Source organism: Paenibacillus sp. J22P218, assembly GCF_056269195.1.
Genome location: NZ_JBWDNL010000005.1, coordinates 35,145 through 56,286, shown reverse-complemented (window position 1 = coordinate 56,286; position 21,142 = coordinate 35,145). Strand labels below are relative to the sequence as shown.

The window sequence follows — 21,142 nt, the reverse complement described above, 5'->3', positions numbered from 1 at the left end:
GTCGTCCTCTCCATCGTTTTTCTTGAAATAGCAAACGAAAGGATATATTATATATAACATAACAAATATACGGGAAATTTTGGTGAGCCAATGAAAAATGAAAGATTGCCTTTATACCAGCAAGTCCAGGATTACATTAAAGAGCTGATCCATACCTCGGGCCTCAAGCACGGCGATCGCATTCCGACGGAGAAGGAACTAATGGAGCTTTTTAATGTGAGCAAAATTACGGTTGTGAATGCTTTAGCCGGCTTGGTTAATGAAGGCTCGATTTCCCGTGTGCCGGGCAGAGGCAGCTTCGTCAACAAAGTAAAGCTGGATTCGTCCGAGCCGATATCCGTCCCGGATCGTCGTTTTGACGAGCGGGAAGGCGGAACCGCGAAGAAGCTGATCGGGCTCGTGATGCCGTCGATTGACGATTATTTTTCCATTCGTTTGATCGAAGGCATCCAGAAAGGGCTGCGGGAGCGCGGGTATCAGTCCGTGATCCAGCTGTCGGACGGCGTGCTGGAGCAGGAGAAGCAGGCGATCAAGCTATTTAAGGAGTTCGGCGTCGACGGGCTGCTCATATTCCCGGTGGACGAGGAGCAATATAACGAAGAAATTTTGAGCATGAAGCTAAGCGGTTTTCCGTTCGTGCTGATCGATCGGTTCCTGCCCGGCGTGGAGACGGATTATATCGCGTCGGACGGCAGAATGGGCACTCAGCTTGCCGTAGATTATTTGTGGGAGCAGGGCCATCGCCAAATCGCGATCTGCTCCGACTCGCCCCTGCAGACGGTTACAGTGCAAGAACGAATCGACGGGTACATGAACGCGCTCAAAAATAAAGGGGCGCTCATTAATCCCGCGCATATCATAACCGAGTTCAGCTTAAGTACGCAGGACGAGGTCCAGACTCATCCTTTGTTCAGATATGTGAAAAACCGGATGGCGACCGCCTATATTACGCTTAACGGCAGATTAGGGGCCCATATTTACCAAATGGCCGAGCAAGCCGGCCTGAACGTGCCGGCGGATTTGTCGATCATTACGTTTGACGATTCCACCGCCATAATGGAAGGGGTCACCGCCTTTACGCATGTCAAGCAATTCGAACACGAAATCGGCTATAAGGCGGCGGAGCTGCTGCTTGGACGCATCCGCTCCGGCGACGAGCCGCGAAGCAAATATAGCAAAATTTTAATCAAACCGGAACTGATTGTCCGTCATTCGACAGGTCCATTCAAGCCTGTGTGACCATCGGACTATGGCAGCCCAAACCAAATGAAAGCTCGTCTCGAGGCAGGAACGCACTGCCTAAGAGGCGAGCTTTTTTGTATGACAGCTTCTGATTGAGTCTTAGGAAGGAGTCTAGCAGTCTCTTAATCGGCTTTAATTAATATATTGAATATATATGTAAAATGAGTGGCGTTATTCGACAAAATGATCGAGTTAACGCTATTTTTCTTTGTTTTTTCTGTGGTTCAAAAGTAACTGAAACCGGCGTAAATACAGGGAATATGCTCCTATAGCCATCTGATGTCGAGAGGGTCGCCGCTAAGGCGAATAGGTCCTTTCAAAAGGTACTAAAAAGAATATTCAAAAATATATTGAATATATACAAATGTGAAGTTATACTGTGGTGGAGAAATACAGTCTTTGGAAAAACCGATGCGGCATGCATCCATCAGGCAAGGAGGACTTGCATATGACCAGAGATCGAAGGGAAGAAAAAACCGGATTTCAGGAATCGGCCCCTTATCGGGCTTCCTATGATTTGCAGACGGATTTTGTGATGGTGTACGGAATCGACGATACGATGCCCGAGCGGATTCGCCAGTGGAAGGAACGGGGTTATATCGTCCATTTGATGACGGGAGTAGCATGGGGCGAGTATCAGGACTACTTGAACGGCCTTGTCGATGGGCGCGACCATTGGGACGAAGCTCAGACCAACCGGAACGGTGAGCGGATCATCCACGGGGACACGCCAGATGTTCCCTACATGGTGCCGACGCTTGCTTATACGAATTTTTTAGCTAAACAAATACGGATTGCGGTAGAGGCTGGCGTCGAGGCCATTCATCTGGAAGAGCCGGAATTTTGGGTGGACGGAGGTTATTCCGAAGCGTTCAAGCGGGAATGGAGGCTTTATTACCGAGAGCCATGGTCCGCTCCGCATTCGTCTCCGGATGCGCAGTTCAGAGCTTCGAAGCTGAAGGCGCATCTGTATACGCGCAGCCTGGACCGGCTGTGCACGGAGATGAAGGAGTACGCCCTCACCGCATATGGCCGCGACTTGCGCTTTTATGTGCCGACCCATAGCTTGATCAACTACACGCAATGGAGAATCGTCAGCCCGGAATCGGGACTGATCGATCTGCCTTCCGTAGACGGTTATATCGCCCAGATTTGGACGGGAACGGCGCGGACGCCCAATGTATATCAAGGTGTGCGTAAAGAACGGACTTTTGAAACCGCTTATCTGGAATACGGAATTATGCAGGAGTTGGTGAGGGGAACTGGAAGGCGCATGTGGTTTCTGCATGATCCGATCGAGGACAATCCGAACCACACCTGGGAAGATTACGAACAAAATTATAAGCGGACGGTAACGGCATCGCTGCTGCATCCCGATGTTTCCCGCTACGAGGTTTCCCCGTGGCCGAGGCGAATCTTTGAAGGAAAATATCCTTCGGAGGACGGCAGCGGGAAAACGACGATTCCGCCGAATTATGCGACGCTGCTGCTGCAAGTCATGCACACGCTCGGCAATATGGAGCAGACGCCGGACGGGGCGGAGCAGACAGAGTCCCGTATCGGCGTATTGATGGCCGATTCGTCGATGTTCCAGCGAATGAAGATGGATGAAGCGTCTTCTGCCAGCGCTGGCAAATATGACGGCACCGATCCGGAAGGGTTCGAGAAGGACGGTGATACGGAGCTGCTGGACTTCTCCCCGTTCTACGGATTGGCGCTGCCCCTGCTCAAGCACGGCATTCCGGTTCGGCCGGTCCAGCTCGACAACGTGCGGAGGTTCGCCCGGTATTTGAACGGCTACCGGGTGTTATTGCTCAGCTACGAATTTATGAAGCCGGAATATCCGGATCTCCATTTTGCCTTGGCCGGCTGGGTCAGAAACGGAGGCGTGCTCGTGTATGTCGGCGATGACGCCGATCCTTATCACGGTATCCGCGCATGGTGGAACGAAGACGGCCTCAGCTACGCATCCCCCCGCGGACATTTGTTCGAGCAGCTTGATGTAAAGGCTGATTCGGGAAGCGGGCTTTACCGCTCCGGCAAAGGCGTTGTCGCCTATCTTCCGGTCGCGCCGGATGAATGCGCCGCATCTGTCGAAGGCGCGAATTCCTTGCGCGCAATCGTAAGAGAGGCGATGGAAGCGCTTGGAGACCCGGCATGCCGCTGGCAGCCGAAACACGATTTCACGCTGCGGCGCGGACCATACATTATTGCGGCAGTACTTGACGAGTCGACCCTGGACTCGCTAGTCACGATTCCGGGCCCCGTCGTCGATTTGTTCGAACCGCTCCTGCCGGTGCGGCAGGAGATGCGGATTGCGCCAGGAGAGCAAGCTTTCCTGTTCGACTTGGAGAGAGGAAGGCCGGCAGATGGCCGCGTTGGCTGCATAGCCGCTTCCTCGCGTATCGAATCGCTAGAGCAGAGCGGAGCGGGATTCTCGTTTCAGCCGAAAGGTCCGGAGGGGATCATGGCGGCGGCAAGATTTTATAGCCCGCGGGAGCCTCTGTCGGCAATGCGCCTCAGCGGAGGCAGCAACGATTCCATTCCGTTCGAATGGGATGCGCCATCGTCGACGGTGCTGCTAAGGTACGAGCATTGCAGCGATGCGGACGTCGTGGTGAACGTCAGTTGGGAAAGCTGAACATTAGCCGAAAAGGAGACATGATATGCCATACGAAACGGTAAAGCCGGAGCGGCTGAAAGCGATGCTGGAAGACTGGAAGGAACGGATCTATACTCCGCTGGAAGTGCTGCGCGTCACGGCTTGGGTCACCTCGGAGCCGGTACCTTATGAAGAACGTATGTCTGGTCGGTGGATGGAGCTGTTCCCGGGAGACCGATGGGGAGGTTTGTGGGATTGCGCCTGGTTCCGCTTCGCAGGCGAAGTTCCCGAATCGGCCAAAGGGGCCAAGGTGGTGCTGCTGATTGACGTCAACGGCGAGCTTTGTCTGGTCGACGAAGATGGTACGCCGAGACAAGGACTGACCAATATCAATTCGGAGTTCGATTATTCGCTTGGCCTTCCGGGCAAGCGGGTCGTCCATGTGAGCGAAGCGTCGACAGGTTCGAAATCGATCGAAGTATGGGGCGATGCGGGCTGTAACGATTTGTTCGGACGGTATCGCAGCGGCACGCTTAAGGAGGCAGTGATCGCCCTATGCCGCGAAAACCTCAGGGGACTGTATTACGACGGGGAAGTGCTGCTGGAAACGGCGGAGCGGCTGCCGGCCGGATCGGCGAGGAAGGAGCGAATTCTGCAAGCGCTGTATGAGGTTTCACTGCTTATGACCGAGCTGACGGATGAACGGATCTCCCGTGCGAGCGGCATCCTTCACGAGCAGTTGGCGAAGCGGGGAGGCGATCCCGTGCTGACGATACACGCTGTTGGTCACGCGCATATCGATCTGGCATGGTTGTGGCCGATCCGGGAGACGATCCGCAAAGGGGCGAGAACGTTCTCGACGGCGCTTCGGATGCTGGAGCGTTATCCCGACTACGTGTTCGGGGCGAGCCAGCCGCAGCTGTACGATTGGATGAAGCGGAGTTATCCGAAGCTATATGAGGAAATCGGTCGGCGCGTGAACGAAGGACGATGGGAGCCGCAGGGCGCGATGTGGGTCGAAGCGGATACGAACGTTCCGGGCGGCGAGTCGCTTGTCCGGCAGCTGCTGTACGGCAAACGGTTTTTCCAACAGGAATTCGGTCAGGAAATGAAATCGTTGTGGATGCCCGACGTGTTCGGTTATACGGCCAGCTTGCCGCAGTTGCTGAAAAAATCGGGCGTCGACTACATGATGACGCAGAAGCTGTCCTGGAGCACCTACAACCGGCATCCGCACCATACGTTCATGTGGGAAGGGATCGACGGTTCACAGGTGCTGATGCATATGCCGCCCGAAGATACTTACAACAGCCCGGCCGCGCCGCGTTCCATTGTGAAAGCGGAGACGGACTATCTCGACAAAAACGTGTCGGAGCATTGCCTGATGTTGTTCGGAATCGGCGACGGCGGAGGCGGCCCCGGCGAAGAGCATCTGGAGCGTCTGTCCCGAGAGAAGAACTTGCTGGGATTAAGTCCGGTCGTTCAGACGCCGTCTTCGCTCTTTTTCGAGAAGCTGGAGCAAAACGCCGAGCGCTACCAAACCTGGAGAGGCGAGCTGTATCTCGAGAAGCATCAAGGCACGCTGACAAGTCAAGCGCGGAACAAACGGTATAACCGGAAGCTGGAGAAGGCGCTGAGGGAGCTTGAGTTCGCGGCTTCGCTTGCCGGGACGCTTTGCGAATACCCGTATCCGGCCGAGGCGCTCGAGGAAATATGGAAGGAAGTGCTGCTGTACCAGTTCCATGATATTTTGCCGGGCTCCTCGATCAAGCGGGTATACGACGAATCGCTGGAACGGTATGCGTTGCTGCAAGAAAGCGTCGATTCGATGATTGCGGATGCATACGGTGCAATCGCCCTCCGGATGCCGCCGGCGCAGTCGCCAGCAATCAAGCCGCTAGCCGTATTTAATTCCTTGCCCTGGAGGCGGGAAGAGTGGGTGAAGGAAGACGGACGATGGATGCGCGTGTCCGTACCGCCGATGGGATATGCGCTGGCGGAGCCAGAGGACACATCCGCGGTCATGTCGGAAACAGCCGCCGCGGCGGAATCGCCAACGGCCGCCCAAGAGCCCCTCGTGGCGACGGAGGGACATTGTCTGGAAAACGAGCTGCTCCTGCTGACCTTCTCGCAGGATGGCTCGATCGTATCCATTTACGATAAAGAGTATCGGCGCGAAATCGTGCTGGCGGGCGGAAAAGCAAACGAATTGCGCGTATTTAGCGATAATGGGGATGCATGGGACTTCCGTCAGGATTACCGGATGACGGGAGGCACGGCGCTCCAGCTGGAGGATGCCGCTTCGTTCGCGGATGGACCGACGGCAGGTCTTGTCCAACGTTACCGAATCGGAGAATCTCGCTTGACGCAGCGGGTCCTGCTAACTCAGGGCAGTCGCAGAATCGATTTTGAGACACATGTCGATTGGCAGGAATCGGGCAAGATGCTGCGCACTTCGTTCCCGGTGAACATCCGTACGGATGTTGTCAGCTGCGACATTCAATTCGGTTATTTGAAGCGGCCGACGCATCGGAACACGATGTGGGATTATGCAAAGGACGAAATTTGCGCGCATCATTGGATCGATCTGTCGGAGCCGGATTATGGCGTAGCGTTGTTGAACGATTGCAAATACGGGCACAGGGCGGAAGGCGGCGTGCTTGATTTGAACTTGCTGCGCAGCCCTTCCTATCCGGATCCCGAGTCTGACCGGGCGGAGCATACGTTTACGTATTCGTTGTATCCGCATCCGGGCGACCATATACAGGCGGAGGTGTACAAGCGAGGTTACGAGCTTAACGTTCCGCTGCAGGTTGTTGCCGTTCCGGAAGGCAGCACGGCGGAGACGCTTGCGGAGACGTTCGCCTTCCTAAGTCTCGATCATCCGAATGTCATGGTGGATGCGGTCAAGCAAGCCGAGGACGGAGACGATCTAATTGTCCGGCTTTACGAAACGGCGGGTACCCGCGTCCATACGGCGCTTCGCCTCGGATGCGAGGCACGGGAAGCATGGCTGACCGATCTGATGGAAAATAAGCTCGAAGCGATGCCGATCGAAGGAGACAAGATTCGATTGACGTTTGCTCCGTTTGAAATTATAACGCTCAGATTAACGGTTCCAGCTGGGACGGCTAAGCGAGGGGGAGGCGTATGACGGCTTCTTTTCTTTGGAAACGAATTTGGAAGCACAAAGTTTTTTATCTGTTCCTGCTGCCGGGGCTGATCTGGTTTTTCATCTTTTCCTACGTTCCGCTATTCGGCATTCAAGTGGCGTTCCGCGATTACACGTTTTCGGGCGGATTTACGGGCAGTCCTTGGGCTGGGATGAAATACTTTCAACAGTTTTTCGATTATTACAAGTCGGAGGAGATTATCCGTAACACCATCGTGATCAGTTTCCTGAAGCTGGCGATCGGCTTCCCGATGCCGATTCTGCTCGCCATTCTGCTCAACGAGGTGCGTGAGCTTAAATTCAAAAAAGTCGTGCAAACGCTTTCGTATCTACCGTATTTCGTATCGTGGATAGTAGTGGTTACGTTGATGCAGCGGCTTTTATCGCCTTACGGAGGGCCCGTTAACGAGCTTCTGTCCCTGTTTGACATCGAACATATTCAGTTCTTATACAATCCGAACTGGTTCTACCAAGTAATCGTCGGTTCGGACGTGTGGAAGAACATCGGATGGAATTCGATCATCTATATGGCCGCAATTGCGGGGATTGATCAGCAGCAGTACGAAGCGGCCAAAATCGACGGAGCGAATCGCTTCCGCCAAATCTGGCATGTGACGCTGCCGGGCGTTCGCAATATCGCCATCATTCTGTTTATTCTGTCGATCGGAAGCCTGATGAGCGCCGGATACGAGCAATTGCTGCTTCTGAGCGGCCCGCCTACGGCCAGCATCGGCAGCGTGCTTGATGTTCATGTCATTACTTCCGGCATTGGCGAAGGCCGATTGAGTTACGCGGCCGCGGTCGGGTTGTTCCAAAGCTTGATTGGCTTGATTCTCATTGTGACGGTGAACCGAATCGCCCGTAAAGTGAGCGACGTATCTCTTTTCTAAAAAAGGAAGTGATTGGATGAAACGCCGATTTTCCGTTTTTACGATACTGAATTATGTGGTGCTTGCGTTGATTGGATTTTCGATGGTATACCCGTTTATCTATATTTTGGCGTATTCGTTGAACGACGGGAAAGATTCGATGATGGGCTCCTTGTACTTTCTCCCGCGCAAGTGGACGCTGGACAATTATGCGGAAGTTTTCGAGAATGCCCGTATTTGGCAAGCGTACAAAATCACCCTGCTGCGCACGCTGATCGGCACCTTCCTGCATGTGGGACTTAGCACGCTGATGGCGTACGCCTTGTCCAAAAAAGCGTTGCCGGGCAGATCGTTTTTTTCCTTCTACATTTTTCTGCCGACCATCTTCAGCGCGGGGTTCATTCCGTTTTTCATTACGTTGCAGAAGCTTCATCTGATCAACACCTTCTGGGTGTACGTCATTCCGATGCTGTTCAGCTTTATGCACATCGTCATTCTCCGCACCTTCCTTCAAGGCATACCCGAGGAGCTGGAGGAATCGGCCCGCATTGACGGTTATGGCGATTTCCAAATATTCGCCCGCATTATTTTGCCGCTGTCCGGTCCGGTGCTTGCGACAATCTCTTTGTTTATCGGGGTGTCCCATTGGAACGACTGGTTTTCGGGCGCCTACTACGTGTCGAATAAAAACTTGATTCCGGTGCAAACGATGCTCCAGGAAATGCTGACGCAAGCGGAAGCGTTCTCGTCATCGGCGCAACGGGCAGCGCAGCAGGGCGGGCAGACGGTTAATACCGGCGTGCAAGGTTCGACACCTGAATCGCTGCGAATGGCTTTGCTTGTTATTACGGTTTTTCCGATCTTGTGCGTATATCCCTTCCTTCAGCGTTTTTTCGTCAAAGGCGTCATGATCGGATCTGTCAAAGGATAAGGGTTCCCTTGAGGACTTTATCATACAAATGACTATTTTCAGGGAGGTTTCTGTATGAAGAAGCTTTACGGAAAAGGCGCAACGGTGTTGCTTGCGGCTGCGCTCGTGATCGGATCTTTGGCTGGATGCACGAACAATGAGGAGCCAGGGAATAAAGGCGGAGAAGGGGGCGCTTCCGGCAACAAAGAAGTGACGCTGCGCGTGCTTCATAACTGGAACGGCTCCACGGGGTCGGAAGTCGACATGACGCCGGTCGAAGAAGTCATCAAGGAAAAAACAGGCGTTACGGTCGAATGGGAATACACGACGGGAAGCGAAACCGAAAAGGTTAATGCGATCTTCGCCACGCAGGATCTACCGGACATTTATACGGGTCCGGCATGGGGCGGTGAACTCGACGGCATCATCAAAGCAGCCAACGAAGGCCAGTTGGTCGACTTCTCGGATAAGCTCGACAAATACCCGAACCTTGCGAAATCGATCGCCAAAGAAAACGTTCCGCCGGCTCTCTACGAGAAGGCGATTGACGCGTATGACGGCAAAAAATATTTGCTGCTCCAGAATCAGCCCGCCACGGACGAGGACGGTATCGATTGGCTGTACGGCTTCTATGTAAGGAAGGACATTGTAGAGCAGATCGGCATCGACCCGCAATCGGTCAAAACGAAAGACGATTTCTACAACTTTCTGAAAAAAATCAAAGATTCGAATTTGGAAGCGAACGGCCAGCCGGTCATCCCGCTGGGCGGCTTCAGCAACGGCTGGGCGGTAGGCATCGGCAACACGATGTTTTACGGCGGCGCCGGTTACGTAGACAAAGGAGACGGCACGCTTGAGAATGCTTTCTTCTCCGAAGGATATGACGAATACACGTTATATTATCGCAAATTGTTGTCCGAGGGACTGCTGGATGCGGAGGCGTTCACGCAGACCGACCCTATTGCCAAGGAAAAAATATCGCAAGGACGCGTCGCCGTCCTGGCCGCGCATTATCCGGCAATTCTTGACGCAACCAAGGAATATGCCAAAACGAATCCGGGCAGCGAGTTCGTGCCGGTAGGCCCGTTGGAGTGGGCAGGAGCGGAGCCTGCCCGACCGGTTGATCTTGGTATTCAAGGAAACAACGTCACGGCGATTACGAAAGCGGTCAAAGATGTGGACGCCGCGCTCCGGCTGCTGGATTATTTGGCATCGGATGAAGGATTTATGCTCACTCGTTACGGCGTGGAGGGCGTTCATTGGGATATGGTAGACGGCAAGCCGACGCCGAAGAAGGAATGGTTCGATAAGTTCGCGAACGATACGTCGGGCAAGCTGATCGAACGCAAAAACCAAGGGCTGGAAATCGGTTTCAACTCCATGTCGGGAATGGACCGAATCAATTCCGTGGGTGCCGGCGACATCTGGCAGGATCAAGAGCGGAAGGACACGATGGATAACGCCCGCAAAATTTTGCGCCCGAACGGCATCAAAGTGATAACCGGCTATAATCCCGGCGATGTCATTATTAAACACGAGAAGTGGGAATCGCTGAAGCCGTCGATGGACAAAACCGGCGATGCCTGGAAAGAGGCCGTATATGCCAAGTCGGATGAAGCGGCGCTGAAAATACTAAACGAGCTTCGCGAGCAGATGAAGAAAACCGGCTACGAGGAAGCGATGCAATATACGAACGAACAATTAAAAGGCAAAGAAGTCGTAACGATGCAGCTGCCGAACTGATTTCGGCCGAGAGGAGAATGGAAAGTGGCACAAACATTAACGCAAACATTAAGACCTCCGTCCGTCCCGCTTATCGCTGTCGATCCTTACTTTAGCGTCTGGTCGGCGGCGGACCGTTTGTATGACGAACATACAACCCATTGGACGAACAAACGCAACAGCATGGCCGGTATTATCCGTATCGACGGCAAACCGAGAAGGTTCATGGGAAAGGTTGATCTCGCCGATCTTGCCCGCGTCAATGAGCTGCCGGCGATGGAACAAATAAGCGTAAAGGTCGAGCCGCTCACAAGCACCTATGTGTTCGAGGCGGACGGAATCGAGCTGGAGGCGGCCTTTATGACGCCGCTTCTGCAGGACGACCTGGAGTTGCTGTCGAGACCCGCGTCCTATATGACGTTCCGCGTTCGCTCTATCGACGGGAAGCCGCATAGCGTCCAGCTTTATATCGACCTGTCGGTGGAGTTATGCGTACACGCGACGGATCAGGCCGTCACCTGGTCGCGAGCGGAGACCGGCGAACGAGTCGCCGCCATGCGCATCGGCACGGAAGAACAGCCGATTCTGGGCCGAGTCGGAGACGACACGCGGATCGACTGGGGATATGTATACTTGGCAGTTCCGCAATCGGAGGGCTTGCAGACGGCGATTCATTCCGCCAAGATGCGCTTGAGGTTTGCGGATTCCGGACAATTGCCGGAGAAGGACGATGTTGCTTATCCGCGCGAGGCTGCGGATGATCCCGTGGCAATGGCTGCCGTCTTCGATTTCGGCGAAACGGTCGAGCAGCCCCTATCGCGATATGCGATCGCGGCATACGACGATATTCATGCCATCGAATATTTCGGCAAACCGCTCGATGCGTACTGGCGGACTACTGGGATGACGTTCGAAGAGATGCTGAACCTGGCGGCGGAGCAATATGACGAGCTCGTCGTTCGCTGCCGCGACTTCAACCGGAAGCTGATCCATGAGAGCACCCAAGCGGGCGGGGAGAAATATGCGGATATGCTGTCGCTCGCCTACCGCCAAGCCATCGCGGCCCATAAGCTGGTTGCCGGCGAGCAAGGGGAACTGCTGTTTTTCTCCAAGGAAAACTTCAGCAACGGCTGTATCGCCACCGTCGATGTCAGCTACCCTTCGATTCCGTTGTTCCTGCACGGCAATCCGGAGCTGGTGAAAGGGATGATGCGGCCGATCTTCAAATATGCAGCCAGCGAAGAGTGGACGTTCGACTTTGCGCCGCATGACGTAGGTTGTTACCCGGCGGCGAACGGTCAAGTGTACGGGGAGAACAAGTTGGAGTACCAGATGCCGATCGAGGAATGCGGCAATATGCTGATCATGGCTGCCGCCGTATGCTTGTATGAAGGGAATGCGGAGTTTGCGCGCGAGCATTGGGAGTTGCTTACCCGCTGGGCCGCATATCTGAAGGAGTATGGCATGGATCCGGCGAACCAGCTGTGTACGGACGACTTCGCGGGGCATTTGGCGCATAACGCCAACCTGTCCATCAAAGCGATCATCGGCATCGGCGGCTATTCGCTTCTGTGCTCGATGCTGGGAGACCCGGAGGGCGAGGCTTATCTTGCGACGGCCAAGGAAATGGCGGCCAAATGGGTGGAGACGGCAAGCGCCGGCGATCACTACAAGCTGACCTTCGACAGCTCGCCGAATACGTGGAGCCTGAAGTATAATCTGGTGTGGGACCGCCTGTTTGGCTTGCATCTGTTCCCGACCAGCGTTGCAGAGGACGAAATTCGGCATTACCTCGCCAAGCAAAACGAGTTCGGTACGCCGCTCGACAGCCGGAGCACCTATACGAAGGCGGATTGGCTGGTCTGGAGCGCTTCGATGGCGACATCGAAAGAGCAGTTCGAGCAGCTTGTCGAACCGCTTTGGCATTTCTTGAACGAAACGCCAAGCCGGGTTCCGTTCACCGATTGGTACGATACGGTCAGCGGCAAGCAGATTGGCTTTCAGAACCGTTCGGTAGTCGGCGGCTTGTTCCTGCCATTATTAAAGGCGTTCTAAAGCGCCGAATCATACGAACACGGATAAAGGTCTCGATTCCGCTTGATGCGGGTCGAGGCCTTTTCGCTGCGATTATTTTTCTCGCAACGCTTGACATGGAAAAATCTGTTCGAATATAATCGTAATAATTACGAATAAGAAAGGGATGAACCTCATGCGCGTTACCATTACGCTTGCTTGCACGGAAACCGGAGACAGAAACTACACGACGACGAAAAACAAAAGAACGACGCCTCACCGGCTTGAGCTTCGCAAATACAGTCCGAGGTTAAAGCGGGTTACTCTGCATAGGGAAACGAGATAGATAGCGGGATTTGATTAGACTGGATTTGATCCAATCTAATAGCTGAATAATCGAAATGTTTGCGGTTAGCATGGATTTTGTACAGCCTAATGGGAGACTTTTGGGGAAAGAATGCAATATGGTCGGATTAGACTGTATATTTTCCAAGCAAAAGTAATTTTTTCGCTGCAAGAATCGATTTGATTGGACAGAATCCATTCAAAGAAATGGAGTGTCTGGTTGTAGGGAGTTCTTTTTTTTGAAATATAATCGTAATGATTACGCTTTAATAGTTGTACTATAGGAGGATTTATTGTGAAAAGAAGAAATAAAACTCGTTTCATGCTTTTGTTTATCGTTTCCATCATTCTGCTAGCCGGCTGCAGCCAAAGCAAAACGGAAGAGGCTGGCGGATCTGCAGATATAGAAGAAGCTGCCGAATTAGTCTATGCGTCGTCCAAAGATATCAATGACATGAATCCCCATTTGTACGCGGGCTCGATGCCGGCCCAAGGCATGGTGTACGAATCGCTGGTCGAGAACACGGCAGAAGGCATCAAGCCTTTGCTCGCCGAGTCTTGGGAAATCTCGAATGACGGCAAAACGTACACGTTCCACCTAAGGAAGGACGTGAAGTTCCATGACGGGGAGCCGTTCAACGCCGAAGCGGTGAAACAAAACATCGAAGCCGTGCAAAGCAATGCGGAGAAGCACGCTTGGATCAAGCTGTCGACGAAATTAGTGAAGGTAACGGCAGTAGACGAATACACCGCCGAGCTGGAGCTGTCGGAGCCCTACTACCCGACTTTATTGGAGCTCTCCATGACGAGGCCGTTCGTATTCCTTTCGCCGAAGGACTTTATTAACGGGGGAACCAAAGAGGGGGTAAGCGGCTATCACGGCACCGGGCCTTACAAGCTCGCCGATCATAAAGTCGATGAGTATGCGACGTTCGAAGCGAATGAGAGCTATTGGAACGGCGCGCCCGCGATTAAGAAGGTGACATCGAAGGTGCTGCCGGCAGGAGAAACGACGTTGCTCGCCTTGCAGAAAGGGGAGGTCAACTTCGTTTTCACGGATGATCGCGGTGCGGACAGCATCGACGTGGAAGCGATGAACCGATTAGTGGAGTCAGGCGATTATCAGCTCATTCGAAGCGATCCCATGAATACGAAAATGATCGTCGCGAATAGCAGCAAGTCGGATAGTCCGGTAAGCGAAACGGCCGTTCGCGAAGCGATTTGGCATGCGATCGATAGAGAAACGATCAGCGACGCTATTTTTAACGGCATGGAGGCAGCGGCGAATACGTTATTCTCTTCCAATGTCAATTATGCGGACGTCGATCTGAAGAAGCGGGATTATGATTTGGATCATGCCAAACAGCTACTTACGCAGGCGGGATGGAAACAAGGGAACGATTCCGCAGTTAGAACGAAAGCAGGCCGTACTCTAACGCTTCAATTGTATTATGATTCGAATTCGCCCTCGCAAAAAACGCAGGCTGAGTTTATCCAAAGCTCATTGCAAGAAATCGGCATGCAGCTGGACATTATCGGCGAGGAATCGACATCGATCGCGAACAGAAGATCAACCGGAGAATATGACCTGTTGTTCAATCAAACATGGGGACTAGCGTATGATCCGCAGAGCACGATCGCCGCATTTACGTCCAGCTCCGCCTATTTGCATACGACGAGCGGCATAGCCGGAGCGGACGAACTTTACGGGAGCATCGAGGAAGTGATGGCGACGACGGACGAGGCCAAGCGGAAGGCGTTATACGCCCGCATCTTGACGATCGTCCATGATGAAGCCGTCTTTATTCCGATTACGAACGGCAGCGTTACGGTTGTGGCGCGGGCGGACGTCACAGGCATATCTTTCAAGCAGACGCAATTCGAGCTGCCGTTCGAACGGCTGAAATTCGAATAAGAGTCTTCGATGGGAACCTATTTGGCTAGAAGGCTGTTCATGGCCGTTCCATTGCTTATCGTGATCTCTTTTTTGACGTTTATATTAATCAATCTATCGCCCATGGATCCCGCCGAGGTTGTCTTGCACGCGCAGGAAATTCCTCAGATAACGGATGAATTGATTGCTCAGACGAACGAGGAGCTGGGCTTCGACAGACCGTTTATGATTCGGTATTTCGATTGGCTTCTATCCTGTCTCCGATTGGATTTCGGAAGCTCGTACATAACGGGGCAGCCCGTCTGGTCGTTGATAGGCCCGGCCTTTCTTAATACGTTGAAGCTGACGATGGTATCCTCTATCGCGATCATTGCTTTGTCTGTTTTATTGGGTGTGATATGCGCGATGAGAGAAGGCGGGGTTGTAGACAAAACGGTCAGAGGAACGGCGTTTCTTCTGACCGCCATGCCGTCTTATTGGCTGGCGGCGATGATGATCTGGTATTTTTCCGTGCGGCTCGATCTGCTGCCGACAAGCGGGATGGACTCTTACCTGAGCTATATATTGCCGGTGACCGTTATTACGATCGGTTATGCAGGCATGTACTTCCGGAACGTCCGAAGCTCCGTAATAAGCAATATGAACGAAGATTATGTGCTGTATGGAAGAGCATGCGGCATATCGGAGAGAAAGATTACGATGCATATTTTGAGAAATTCGTTGCAAGTTTCGATTTCGATATTTTGCATGGCGATCCCGATCGTACTCGGCAGCACGGTCGTTATCGAAAATGTGTTTGCGTGGCCCGGTTTAGGACGGTTAAGCGTCAAATCGATTCTAAGCAGAGATTTTCCGATTATCCAAGCCTATGTGCTTCTATTGGCCGTGGCATTCGTGCTGTTCAATACGGTATCCGATATCGTGGGCGCCGCGCTGAATCCGAAGCTAAGAAGGGATATGTGATGGGAGTAATACGACGTTTGTGCAAGGATAAGCTTGCCGCAATCTCTTTGTTCGTCATTGCGATCGTCTTGGCGGCAGGCGCGTTCTCGCCGGTCATAGCGCCACATGACCCCTATGCCGTCAATATGAAGCTTCGGTTCGCGGGCTCGTCATGGGCGTATTTGTTAGGCAACGATCATTTGGGGAGATGTATTTTATCCCGATTGATTTACGGCATCCGGCCTAGCGTGCTATGGGTGCTTGCGGCGTTGATGCTCTCGGTGGGAGTTGGATCTATAGTCGGCTTTGTCGCCGGATATGCGAAGGGGATTACCGATGCCGTTATCATGCGGATCTGCGATGTGATGCTCTCGTTCCCGGGTTACGTGATGACGTTGGCCGTTGTCGGTATTTTGGGCGCCGGTCTGGAAAATATATTGATCGCTTTCGCGGTCATGAAATGGGCTTGGTTCGCCCGAGTCATTCGAACGTCCGTCATGCAATATACCGAGACGGATTATGTGAGGTTCGCCAAGGCAACCGGCATTAGCCCTATCCGAACGATATACAAGCATATCGTTCCCGTGACGTTATCCGATATCGCGGTCATTGCCAGCAGCTCGATCTGTTCGATGGTTTTGCAAATATCGGGTCTCTCTTTCCTCGGATTGGGCATTCAAGCTCCGCATGCCGAATGGGGGATGATGCTGAACGAGGCGAGGGAGGTCATGTTCACGAGACCCGAGCTTATGCTGGCGCCCGGACTAGCCATTGTCGTCGTGGTGTCGGCTTTCAATTTTTTGGCGGATGGTCTTCAGGCGGCGCTTGATCCCAAGTTAAGGATATCGAAAAACAAGCATCATGAAACCGAGGCAAAGGAGTCCGCTTATGGCTTTGTTAGAGGTTAGAGGCTTAAGGATCCAGGATATGAACAGGGGGAAAGTCGTAATCCCGCAAAGCTCCTTTCAATTAGGGCGGGGCAGCACGCTGGCGATCGTGGGAGAGAGCGGAAGCGGGAAGTCCGTAACCTGCAGAGCCGTGATGAGACTAAACAAACCGTGGCTGCGGCAATCCGGCGACATTGTATTCAAAGGCGACAATCTAAACGAGCTTTCCGAAAAAGAAATGCGAAGAAAACGAGGCAAGCAGCTGTGCATGATCCTCCAAAACGGGATGTCCGCATTTGATCCCTCTTGCGTCGTCGGGGTTCATTTAAAGGAAACGCTGCGCCAGCACTTCGACTGGAGCACCACCGAAACCGTGCATCGGATGAAGCATGCGATGGAAAGCGTCCTGCTCAAAAATCCGCTAGAAATCATGCATAAATATCCGCATCAGCTATCGGGCGGCATGCTGCAGCGGATCATGATCGCGTTATCGTTGGTGCTGGAGCCCGACCTGATTATCGCCGATGAACCGACGACGGCGCTGGATACGATCGCGCAGTACGAGGTCGTCGAGCAGCTGTTGAAGCTAAGGGATAGGGATTGCTCCATGATCTATATTTCGCATGACTTGGCCGTGGTCCGGAAAATAGCCGACGACGTGCTGGTCATGAAGGAAGGGGAAATTGTCGAGCGCGGAAGCATAGCTAGCGTTTTTCGTAATCCCCAGCATCTCTATACCCGGCATTTGGTATCTACCCGATCGGCGTTAAGCAATCATTTTAAAAGTTTGACGAGGGAGGAGATCCATTGCTGAAGGTTGCGGGGGTTCATAAAGCGTACAGAAGGGGAGGATTCTTCGCTAAACAAAAGCAACAGATTTTGCGCGATGTCAGCTTTGAATGCGAGAGCGGGGAATGCCTCGGCATTATCGGAGAAAGCGGGAGCGGGAAGTCTACGCTTGGTCGTTTGATATTGGGCATGGAACGGCCCGATCGCGGAACGATCCTTTTCGAAGGACAGAATGTTGGGGATCGAAAAGTCAGATTAGGGAGCATGAGTGCCGTGTTCCAGGATTATACGTCTTCCATAAATCCTTTCTTTACGGTGGAACAAGCGATTGCGGAGCCGTTGGAAGCTCTGAGAGGGAATAAGGCGGATCGTGAGGGCAAGGTTGATCATTTGCTGAAAGCCGTCGGCTTGAACGCCTCTTACAAAAGCAAATACGCGCATGAGCTGTCGGGAGGAGAGGCGCAGCGTGTCTGCATTGCCAGAGCGCTCGCGACGGAACCCGCGTTTCTTCTATTAGATGAAGCGATCAGCTCGCTCGACGTTTCCGTTCAAATGCAGGTGCTGGAATTGTTGAAGGAGCTCAAGGAAGTCTACCAAATGAGCTATGTTTTTATTACGCATGATATACAGGCAGCGGCTTACATTTGCGATAGAATCGTTATTTTCCGCGAAGGGCAGATCGAAGAAATCGTTCCTGCGAAGCAACTGAGGGACGTTCAGTCTCCCTATGCGAGAAGGCTGCTGCGCCACATCATAACGTTTTAAAGGAGTACTTAAATTGAGCGGAGCGATGTCTTGGCCATTTCTGCGGTTATACCTGTTGGCTTTGCTTTATTTCAGCGCCAATTCCATACTGAATGTCATCATCCCGTTACGCGGTGAATCCGCAGGGGCAAGCAGCACGACCATCGGCTTGATCATGGGAGCCTACATGATGGCCTCGATGTGCTTCCGGCCTTGGGCAGGCGTTATTGTCGAGAAGTACGGGCCGATTAAAGTACTGCGATTTATCCTTATTATAAATGGCTGCGCTTTGATCTTATATACGGTAACCGGATTGGAGGGTTATTTCGCCGCCCGCATGTTGCAAGGCGTATGTACCGCTTTCTTTTCCATGGCTTTGCAAATCGGCATCATTGACGCTTTGCCGGAGAAGGAGCGCTCCCAAGGCATTTCCTTCTACTCGTTGTTTACGTATATTCCGGGCATGATCGGGCCTCTGTTGGCTCTTGGAATCTGGCAATCCGGTACCATGGATGCTTTCTCCATAACGATGGTGGCGATAGCGGTCTTCACGGGTTTGTTCGGTTATACGGTCAAGCTGGATCAATCCGCGAATGTCGCGGCTGCGAATGGGGATCGATCCGAGCATCGAATGAGCACGTTAAGTTCGCTCGGCCAGTTGGTCAAAAATCGCGATTTGTTCAGATGCAGCGTATTGATGGTAGCGGCTTCTATCGTATTTGGCGCGATTACGGCCTTTATGCCTCTGTACGCTGCGCAATTGAAAAGCGGCAATGCGGGCGTCTATTTGATGCTTCAGGCAGGCGCCGTCGTCTTTGCCAGGTACGCGTTAAGTAAGAGAATTCCTTCCGACGGAAGGTGGCATTCCCTGTTCATCATGGGAACGATGTGCTTAATAGCTGTAGCGGCATTATGCGTGAGCGCTTCACTATGGTGGGGAGCCTTTCCGTTCTACGCTGGCGCTTTGCTGATGGGACTAGGGCAAGCGCTGCTCTATCCGACGTTGACGACTTATCTCTCCTTCGTATTGCCCCAGACGAACCGGAACGTGCTGATCGGATTATTTATCGCGATGACCGATTTAGGAGTCTCGTTGGGCGGCATCATTATGGGGCCGGTAGCGGATATATCCTCGTACTCCTTTATGTACTTGGTCTGTGCAGTCTTGGCAGCCGCAACGGTTGTTATTGCTTTCCGAAATTACCACACGAACTTTGAGGGCGGTACTTTGTAATATTTTTTGAATGCCTTCGAGAAGCTGTATGGATCGGGGTAACCGAGCAAACCTGCGATTTGCTGAATCGAATACGTTCTGCTGTACAACAACTCGCGGGCCCGATTCATTTTCAATTGGTAAATATACGAACCCGGCGTAATGCCCAAAGCCTGTTTGAAATAAAGGATGAAATACTTCTCGGACATGCCCGCTAGTTCGGCAAGCTCTCCAATGCGGACCGGCTGATGCAGACGATCTTGGATAAAAGCAAATACAGGCTGCAGCGCCTGCAGATTCGTATTTCGATTCCTGGCAGGGACATGTTTCGCGAACCCCCCTTGGTAATCCCCGCGCCCATAACATTCCAAGATCTTTGCAATTAGAATCGTGAGCGCTCCTTTCAATCTGATCGCCGACATCGGAATGCCGTGCATATGCTGGTCGAAAGAGTCTAAGTACAAGCCCATTTCCTCCTGTACTAGCGAGCTTGCCATAATGCCTTCCAGTGAATAATTGTCTAGTATTCTAAGGTGATTTCCCAGACCAAAATGAAAGTGCGTGAAAATAAAGCTGCATTCGGCACCTAGGTTCGTAGCCGTATAGACAACCTTCGGACTAAAAAGAATCAAATCTCCTTCCGATGCCAGGTGGACTTGTTCGTCAATGCGGATTTCAATGTTCCCTTTGCGAACAAACCATAGGTCGTAATCGGGATGCTGTTTGTTTTCTATCCAACCATCAGGATGAATGGCTTCTCCGCTAGCATAGATGCGAAGCATGACATGCTCTGAAAGCTCATCGAATAAGTTCAAGCTGCTCACGGCCCACGCTCCCTTACGTTTTGACATCGTACGAAATGACATGTTCGGGTTACTATGAAGCATTCCGGTTCCTTATCACCATCTTATAATGGAAGTAAGAAACAAATAAAGGGGCGGTAACATGTATTCGTTCGGATGGTGTAAAGGGATTGATGAGGCGGAGACGCTTCGCTCGCTGGGATTTGACTACATCGAATGCACGGTCACCTCGTTAATGCTCGAGAATCAATCGGAATTCGAGAAGGTAATGCCGAAGTTTATCGATAGTCCGCTGCCGCCGCGTGCATTTAACGTCTTTTTTCCGAACGGCTTACCCGTTGTTGGTCCTGATACCGATTCGGAACGCATTCGCCGTTATGTGTCGAAGGCTGCTTCAGCATTGAACCGAATCGGCGCACGCATCGTCGTACTCGGGAGCGGTCGCGCAAGGCATGTGCCGGACGGCTGGGATAGGGGACGCGCGGAAGAGCAGTTCACGCAGTTGCTTGGCTGGATGGGCGACGAATTCGATGGAACCGGCGTTACGGTAGCGATTGAACCGCTGAATAAGAAAGAAACGAATCTAATCAATAGCGTTGCTGAGGCAGTCGCTTTCGCGGGGCAGGCCAACCGCCGATCCATACGAGTATTGGCCGATTTTTACCATATGGATGAGGAGAACGAACCGCTGGATACGATGGTCGAGCATAAGGACTGGTTGGCCCATATTCATTTGGCGGATACAGGCAGATTAAGTCCGGGTACGGGGCAATACCCTTATGGACCATTCGCAGAGTCGCTGAAGAAGGCAGGTTACTCCGGTCTTATTTCCGCAGAATGCAATACGAATCACCCGGAGGAAGAGCTTCCGGCGGCTTTGGCTTTTATGAAAAAGAAGTTTAAGTGAATAGTAGATGGCAGTCTGACCTCAGGGTCAGGCTGTTTTTTTTTAGTTCAAATGAAGTCCTAAAATTATGCGCAACGATCAAAAATAT

The 21,142-nt window shown here is 52.5% G+C and carries 16 protein-coding genes; 15 read left to right on the top strand and 1 reads right to left on the bottom strand.

Going from position 1 to position 21,142, the window contains the following annotated elements; translation table 11 throughout:
- The first annotated feature begins 90 nt into the window (after window positions 1–90).
- The 14 genes from AC0YN0_RS21475 (at window position 91) to cntE (ending at window position 19,365) form a co-directional block, all read left to right on the top strand.
- Entirely contained in the window at window positions 91–1,239 is a 1,149-nt protein-coding gene (locus AC0YN0_RS21475; protein ID WP_475823079.1) for a GntR family transcriptional regulator, read from the top strand.
- Between the two features lie 451 nt (window positions 1,240–1,690).
- Window positions 1,691–3,883: a hypothetical protein gene (locus tag AC0YN0_RS21470; protein ID WP_475823078.1), complete on the top strand. Its 2,193-nt coding sequence runs from the start codon at window positions 1,691–1,693 to the stop codon at window positions 3,881–3,883.
- A gap of 25 nt (window positions 3,884–3,908) precedes the next feature.
- Entirely contained in the window at window positions 3,909–6,998 is a 3,090-nt protein-coding gene (locus tag AC0YN0_RS21465) for an alpha-mannosidase (RefSeq protein WP_475823077.1), read from the top strand.
- On the top strand, window positions 6,995–7,906 hold the full coding sequence (locus AC0YN0_RS21460; RefSeq protein WP_475823076.1) for an ABC transporter permease: 912 nt from the start codon (window positions 6,995–6,997) through the stop codon (window positions 7,904–7,906). The genes AC0YN0_RS21465 and AC0YN0_RS21460 overlap by 4 nt, the downstream gene beginning before the upstream one ends.
- A gap of 16 nt (window positions 7,907–7,922) precedes the next feature.
- On the top strand, window positions 7,923–8,816 hold the full coding sequence (locus AC0YN0_RS21455; protein WP_442048876.1) for a carbohydrate ABC transporter permease: 894 nt from the start codon (window positions 7,923–7,925) through the stop codon (window positions 8,814–8,816).
- A 54-nt stretch (window positions 8,817–8,870) separates the two neighbouring features.
- The gene (locus AC0YN0_RS21450; protein WP_475823075.1) at window positions 8,871–10,538 is read left to right on the top strand and encodes a type 2 periplasmic-binding domain-containing protein; all 1,668 of its coding nucleotides are present in this window, start codon (window positions 8,871–8,873) and stop codon (window positions 10,536–10,538) included.
- Window positions 10,539–10,562: 24 nt separating this feature from the next.
- The gene (locus AC0YN0_RS21445) at window positions 10,563–12,572 is read left to right on the top strand and encodes a glutaminase family protein (protein ID WP_475823074.1); all 2,010 of its coding nucleotides are present in this window, start codon (window positions 10,563–10,565) and stop codon (window positions 12,570–12,572) included.
- A gap of 154 nt (window positions 12,573–12,726) precedes the next feature.
- Entirely contained in the window at window positions 12,727–12,876 is a 150-nt protein-coding gene (rpmG, locus tag AC0YN0_RS21440; RefSeq protein ID WP_337099846.1) for a 50S ribosomal protein L33, read from the top strand.
- Between the two features lie 294 nt (window positions 12,877–13,170).
- Window positions 13,171–14,790, top strand: a complete 1,620-nt coding sequence (gene cntA, locus AC0YN0_RS21435; protein WP_475823073.1) for a staphylopine-dependent metal ABC transporter substrate-binding lipoprotein — start codon at window positions 13,171–13,173, stop codon at window positions 14,788–14,790.
- 9 nt (window positions 14,791–14,799) lie between these two features.
- Window positions 14,800–15,732, top strand: a complete 933-nt coding sequence (gene opp1B / locus AC0YN0_RS21430; protein WP_475823072.1) for a nickel/cobalt ABC transporter permease — start codon at window positions 14,800–14,802, stop codon at window positions 15,730–15,732.
- A complete protein-coding gene (cntC, locus tag AC0YN0_RS21425) occupies window positions 15,732–16,619 on the top strand; it encodes a staphylopine uptake ABC transporter permease subunit CntC (protein ID WP_475823071.1) in 888 nt (295 codons plus the stop codon). The genes opp1B and cntC overlap by 1 nt, the downstream gene beginning before the upstream one ends.
- Window positions 16,600–17,412, top strand: a complete 813-nt coding sequence (gene cntD / locus AC0YN0_RS21420) for a staphylopine uptake ABC transporter ATP-binding protein CntD (RefSeq protein WP_475823070.1) — start codon at window positions 16,600–16,602, stop codon at window positions 17,410–17,412. Before cntC ends, cntD begins: the two co-directional genes overlap by 20 nt.
- The gene (locus tag AC0YN0_RS21415) at window positions 17,406–18,152 is read left to right on the top strand and encodes an ABC transporter ATP-binding protein (protein ID WP_475823069.1); all 747 of its coding nucleotides are present in this window, start codon (window positions 17,406–17,408) and stop codon (window positions 18,150–18,152) included. Before cntD ends, AC0YN0_RS21415 begins: the two co-directional genes overlap by 7 nt.
- A gap of 13 nt (window positions 18,153–18,165) precedes the next feature.
- Window positions 18,166–19,365, top strand: coding sequence for a staphylopine family metallophore export MFS transporter CntE (gene cntE, locus AC0YN0_RS21410; protein ID WP_475823068.1), 1,200 nt, complete (start codon window positions 18,166–18,168; stop codon window positions 19,363–19,365).
- Here cntE and AC0YN0_RS21405 read toward each other — a convergent pair.
- Complete coding sequence (locus AC0YN0_RS21405; RefSeq protein ID WP_475823067.1) at window positions 19,332–20,168, bottom strand: helix-turn-helix domain-containing protein; 837 nt, start codon at window positions 20,166–20,168, stop codon at window positions 19,332–19,334. The two genes, cntE and AC0YN0_RS21405, sit on opposite strands and share 34 nt — an antisense overlap.
- Window positions 20,169–20,289: 121 nt before the next feature.
- Here AC0YN0_RS21405 and AC0YN0_RS21400 point away from each other — a divergent pair, with 121 nt between their 5' ends.
- Window positions 20,290–21,054, top strand: a complete 765-nt coding sequence (locus AC0YN0_RS21400; RefSeq protein ID WP_475823066.1) for a sugar phosphate isomerase/epimerase family protein — start codon at window positions 20,290–20,292, stop codon at window positions 21,052–21,054.
- The last annotated feature ends 88 nt before the right edge of the window (window positions 21,055–21,142 follow it).

What these genes read in the sequence shown, in the direction of transcription:
- AC0YN0_RS21475 (WP_475823079.1), top strand. Translation starts at nt 91, where the DNA reads ATGAAAAATGAAAGATTGCCTTTATACCAGCAAGTCCAGGATTACATT.
- AC0YN0_RS21470 (WP_475823078.1), top strand. Translation starts at nt 1,691, where the DNA reads ATGACCAGAGATCGAAGGGAAGAAAAAACCGGATTTCAGGAATCGGCC.
- AC0YN0_RS21465 (WP_475823077.1), top strand. Translation starts at nt 3,909, where the DNA reads ATGCCATACGAAACGGTAAAGCCGGAGCGGCTGAAAGCGATGCTGGAA.
- AC0YN0_RS21460 (WP_475823076.1), top strand. Translation starts at nt 6,995, where the DNA reads ATGACGGCTTCTTTTCTTTGGAAACGAATTTGGAAGCACAAAGTTTTT.
- AC0YN0_RS21455 (WP_442048876.1), top strand. Translation starts at nt 7,923, where the DNA reads ATGAAACGCCGATTTTCCGTTTTTACGATACTGAATTATGTGGTGCTT.
- AC0YN0_RS21450 (WP_475823075.1), top strand. Translation starts at nt 8,871, where the DNA reads ATGAAGAAGCTTTACGGAAAAGGCGCAACGGTGTTGCTTGCGGCTGCG.
- rpmG (WP_337099846.1), top strand. Translation starts at nt 12,727, where the DNA reads ATGCGCGTTACCATTACGCTTGCTTGCACGGAAACCGGAGACAGAAAC.
- opp1B (WP_475823072.1), top strand. Translation starts at nt 14,800, where the DNA reads ATGGGAACCTATTTGGCTAGAAGGCTGTTCATGGCCGTTCCATTGCTT.
- cntC (WP_475823071.1), top strand. Translation starts at nt 15,732, where the DNA reads ATGGGAGTAATACGACGTTTGTGCAAGGATAAGCTTGCCGCAATCTCT.
- cntD (WP_475823070.1), top strand. Translation starts at nt 16,600, where the DNA reads ATGGCTTTGTTAGAGGTTAGAGGCTTAAGGATCCAGGATATGAACAGG.
- AC0YN0_RS21400 (WP_475823066.1), top strand. Translation starts at nt 20,290, where the DNA reads ATGTATTCGTTCGGATGGTGTAAAGGGATTGATGAGGCGGAGACGCTT.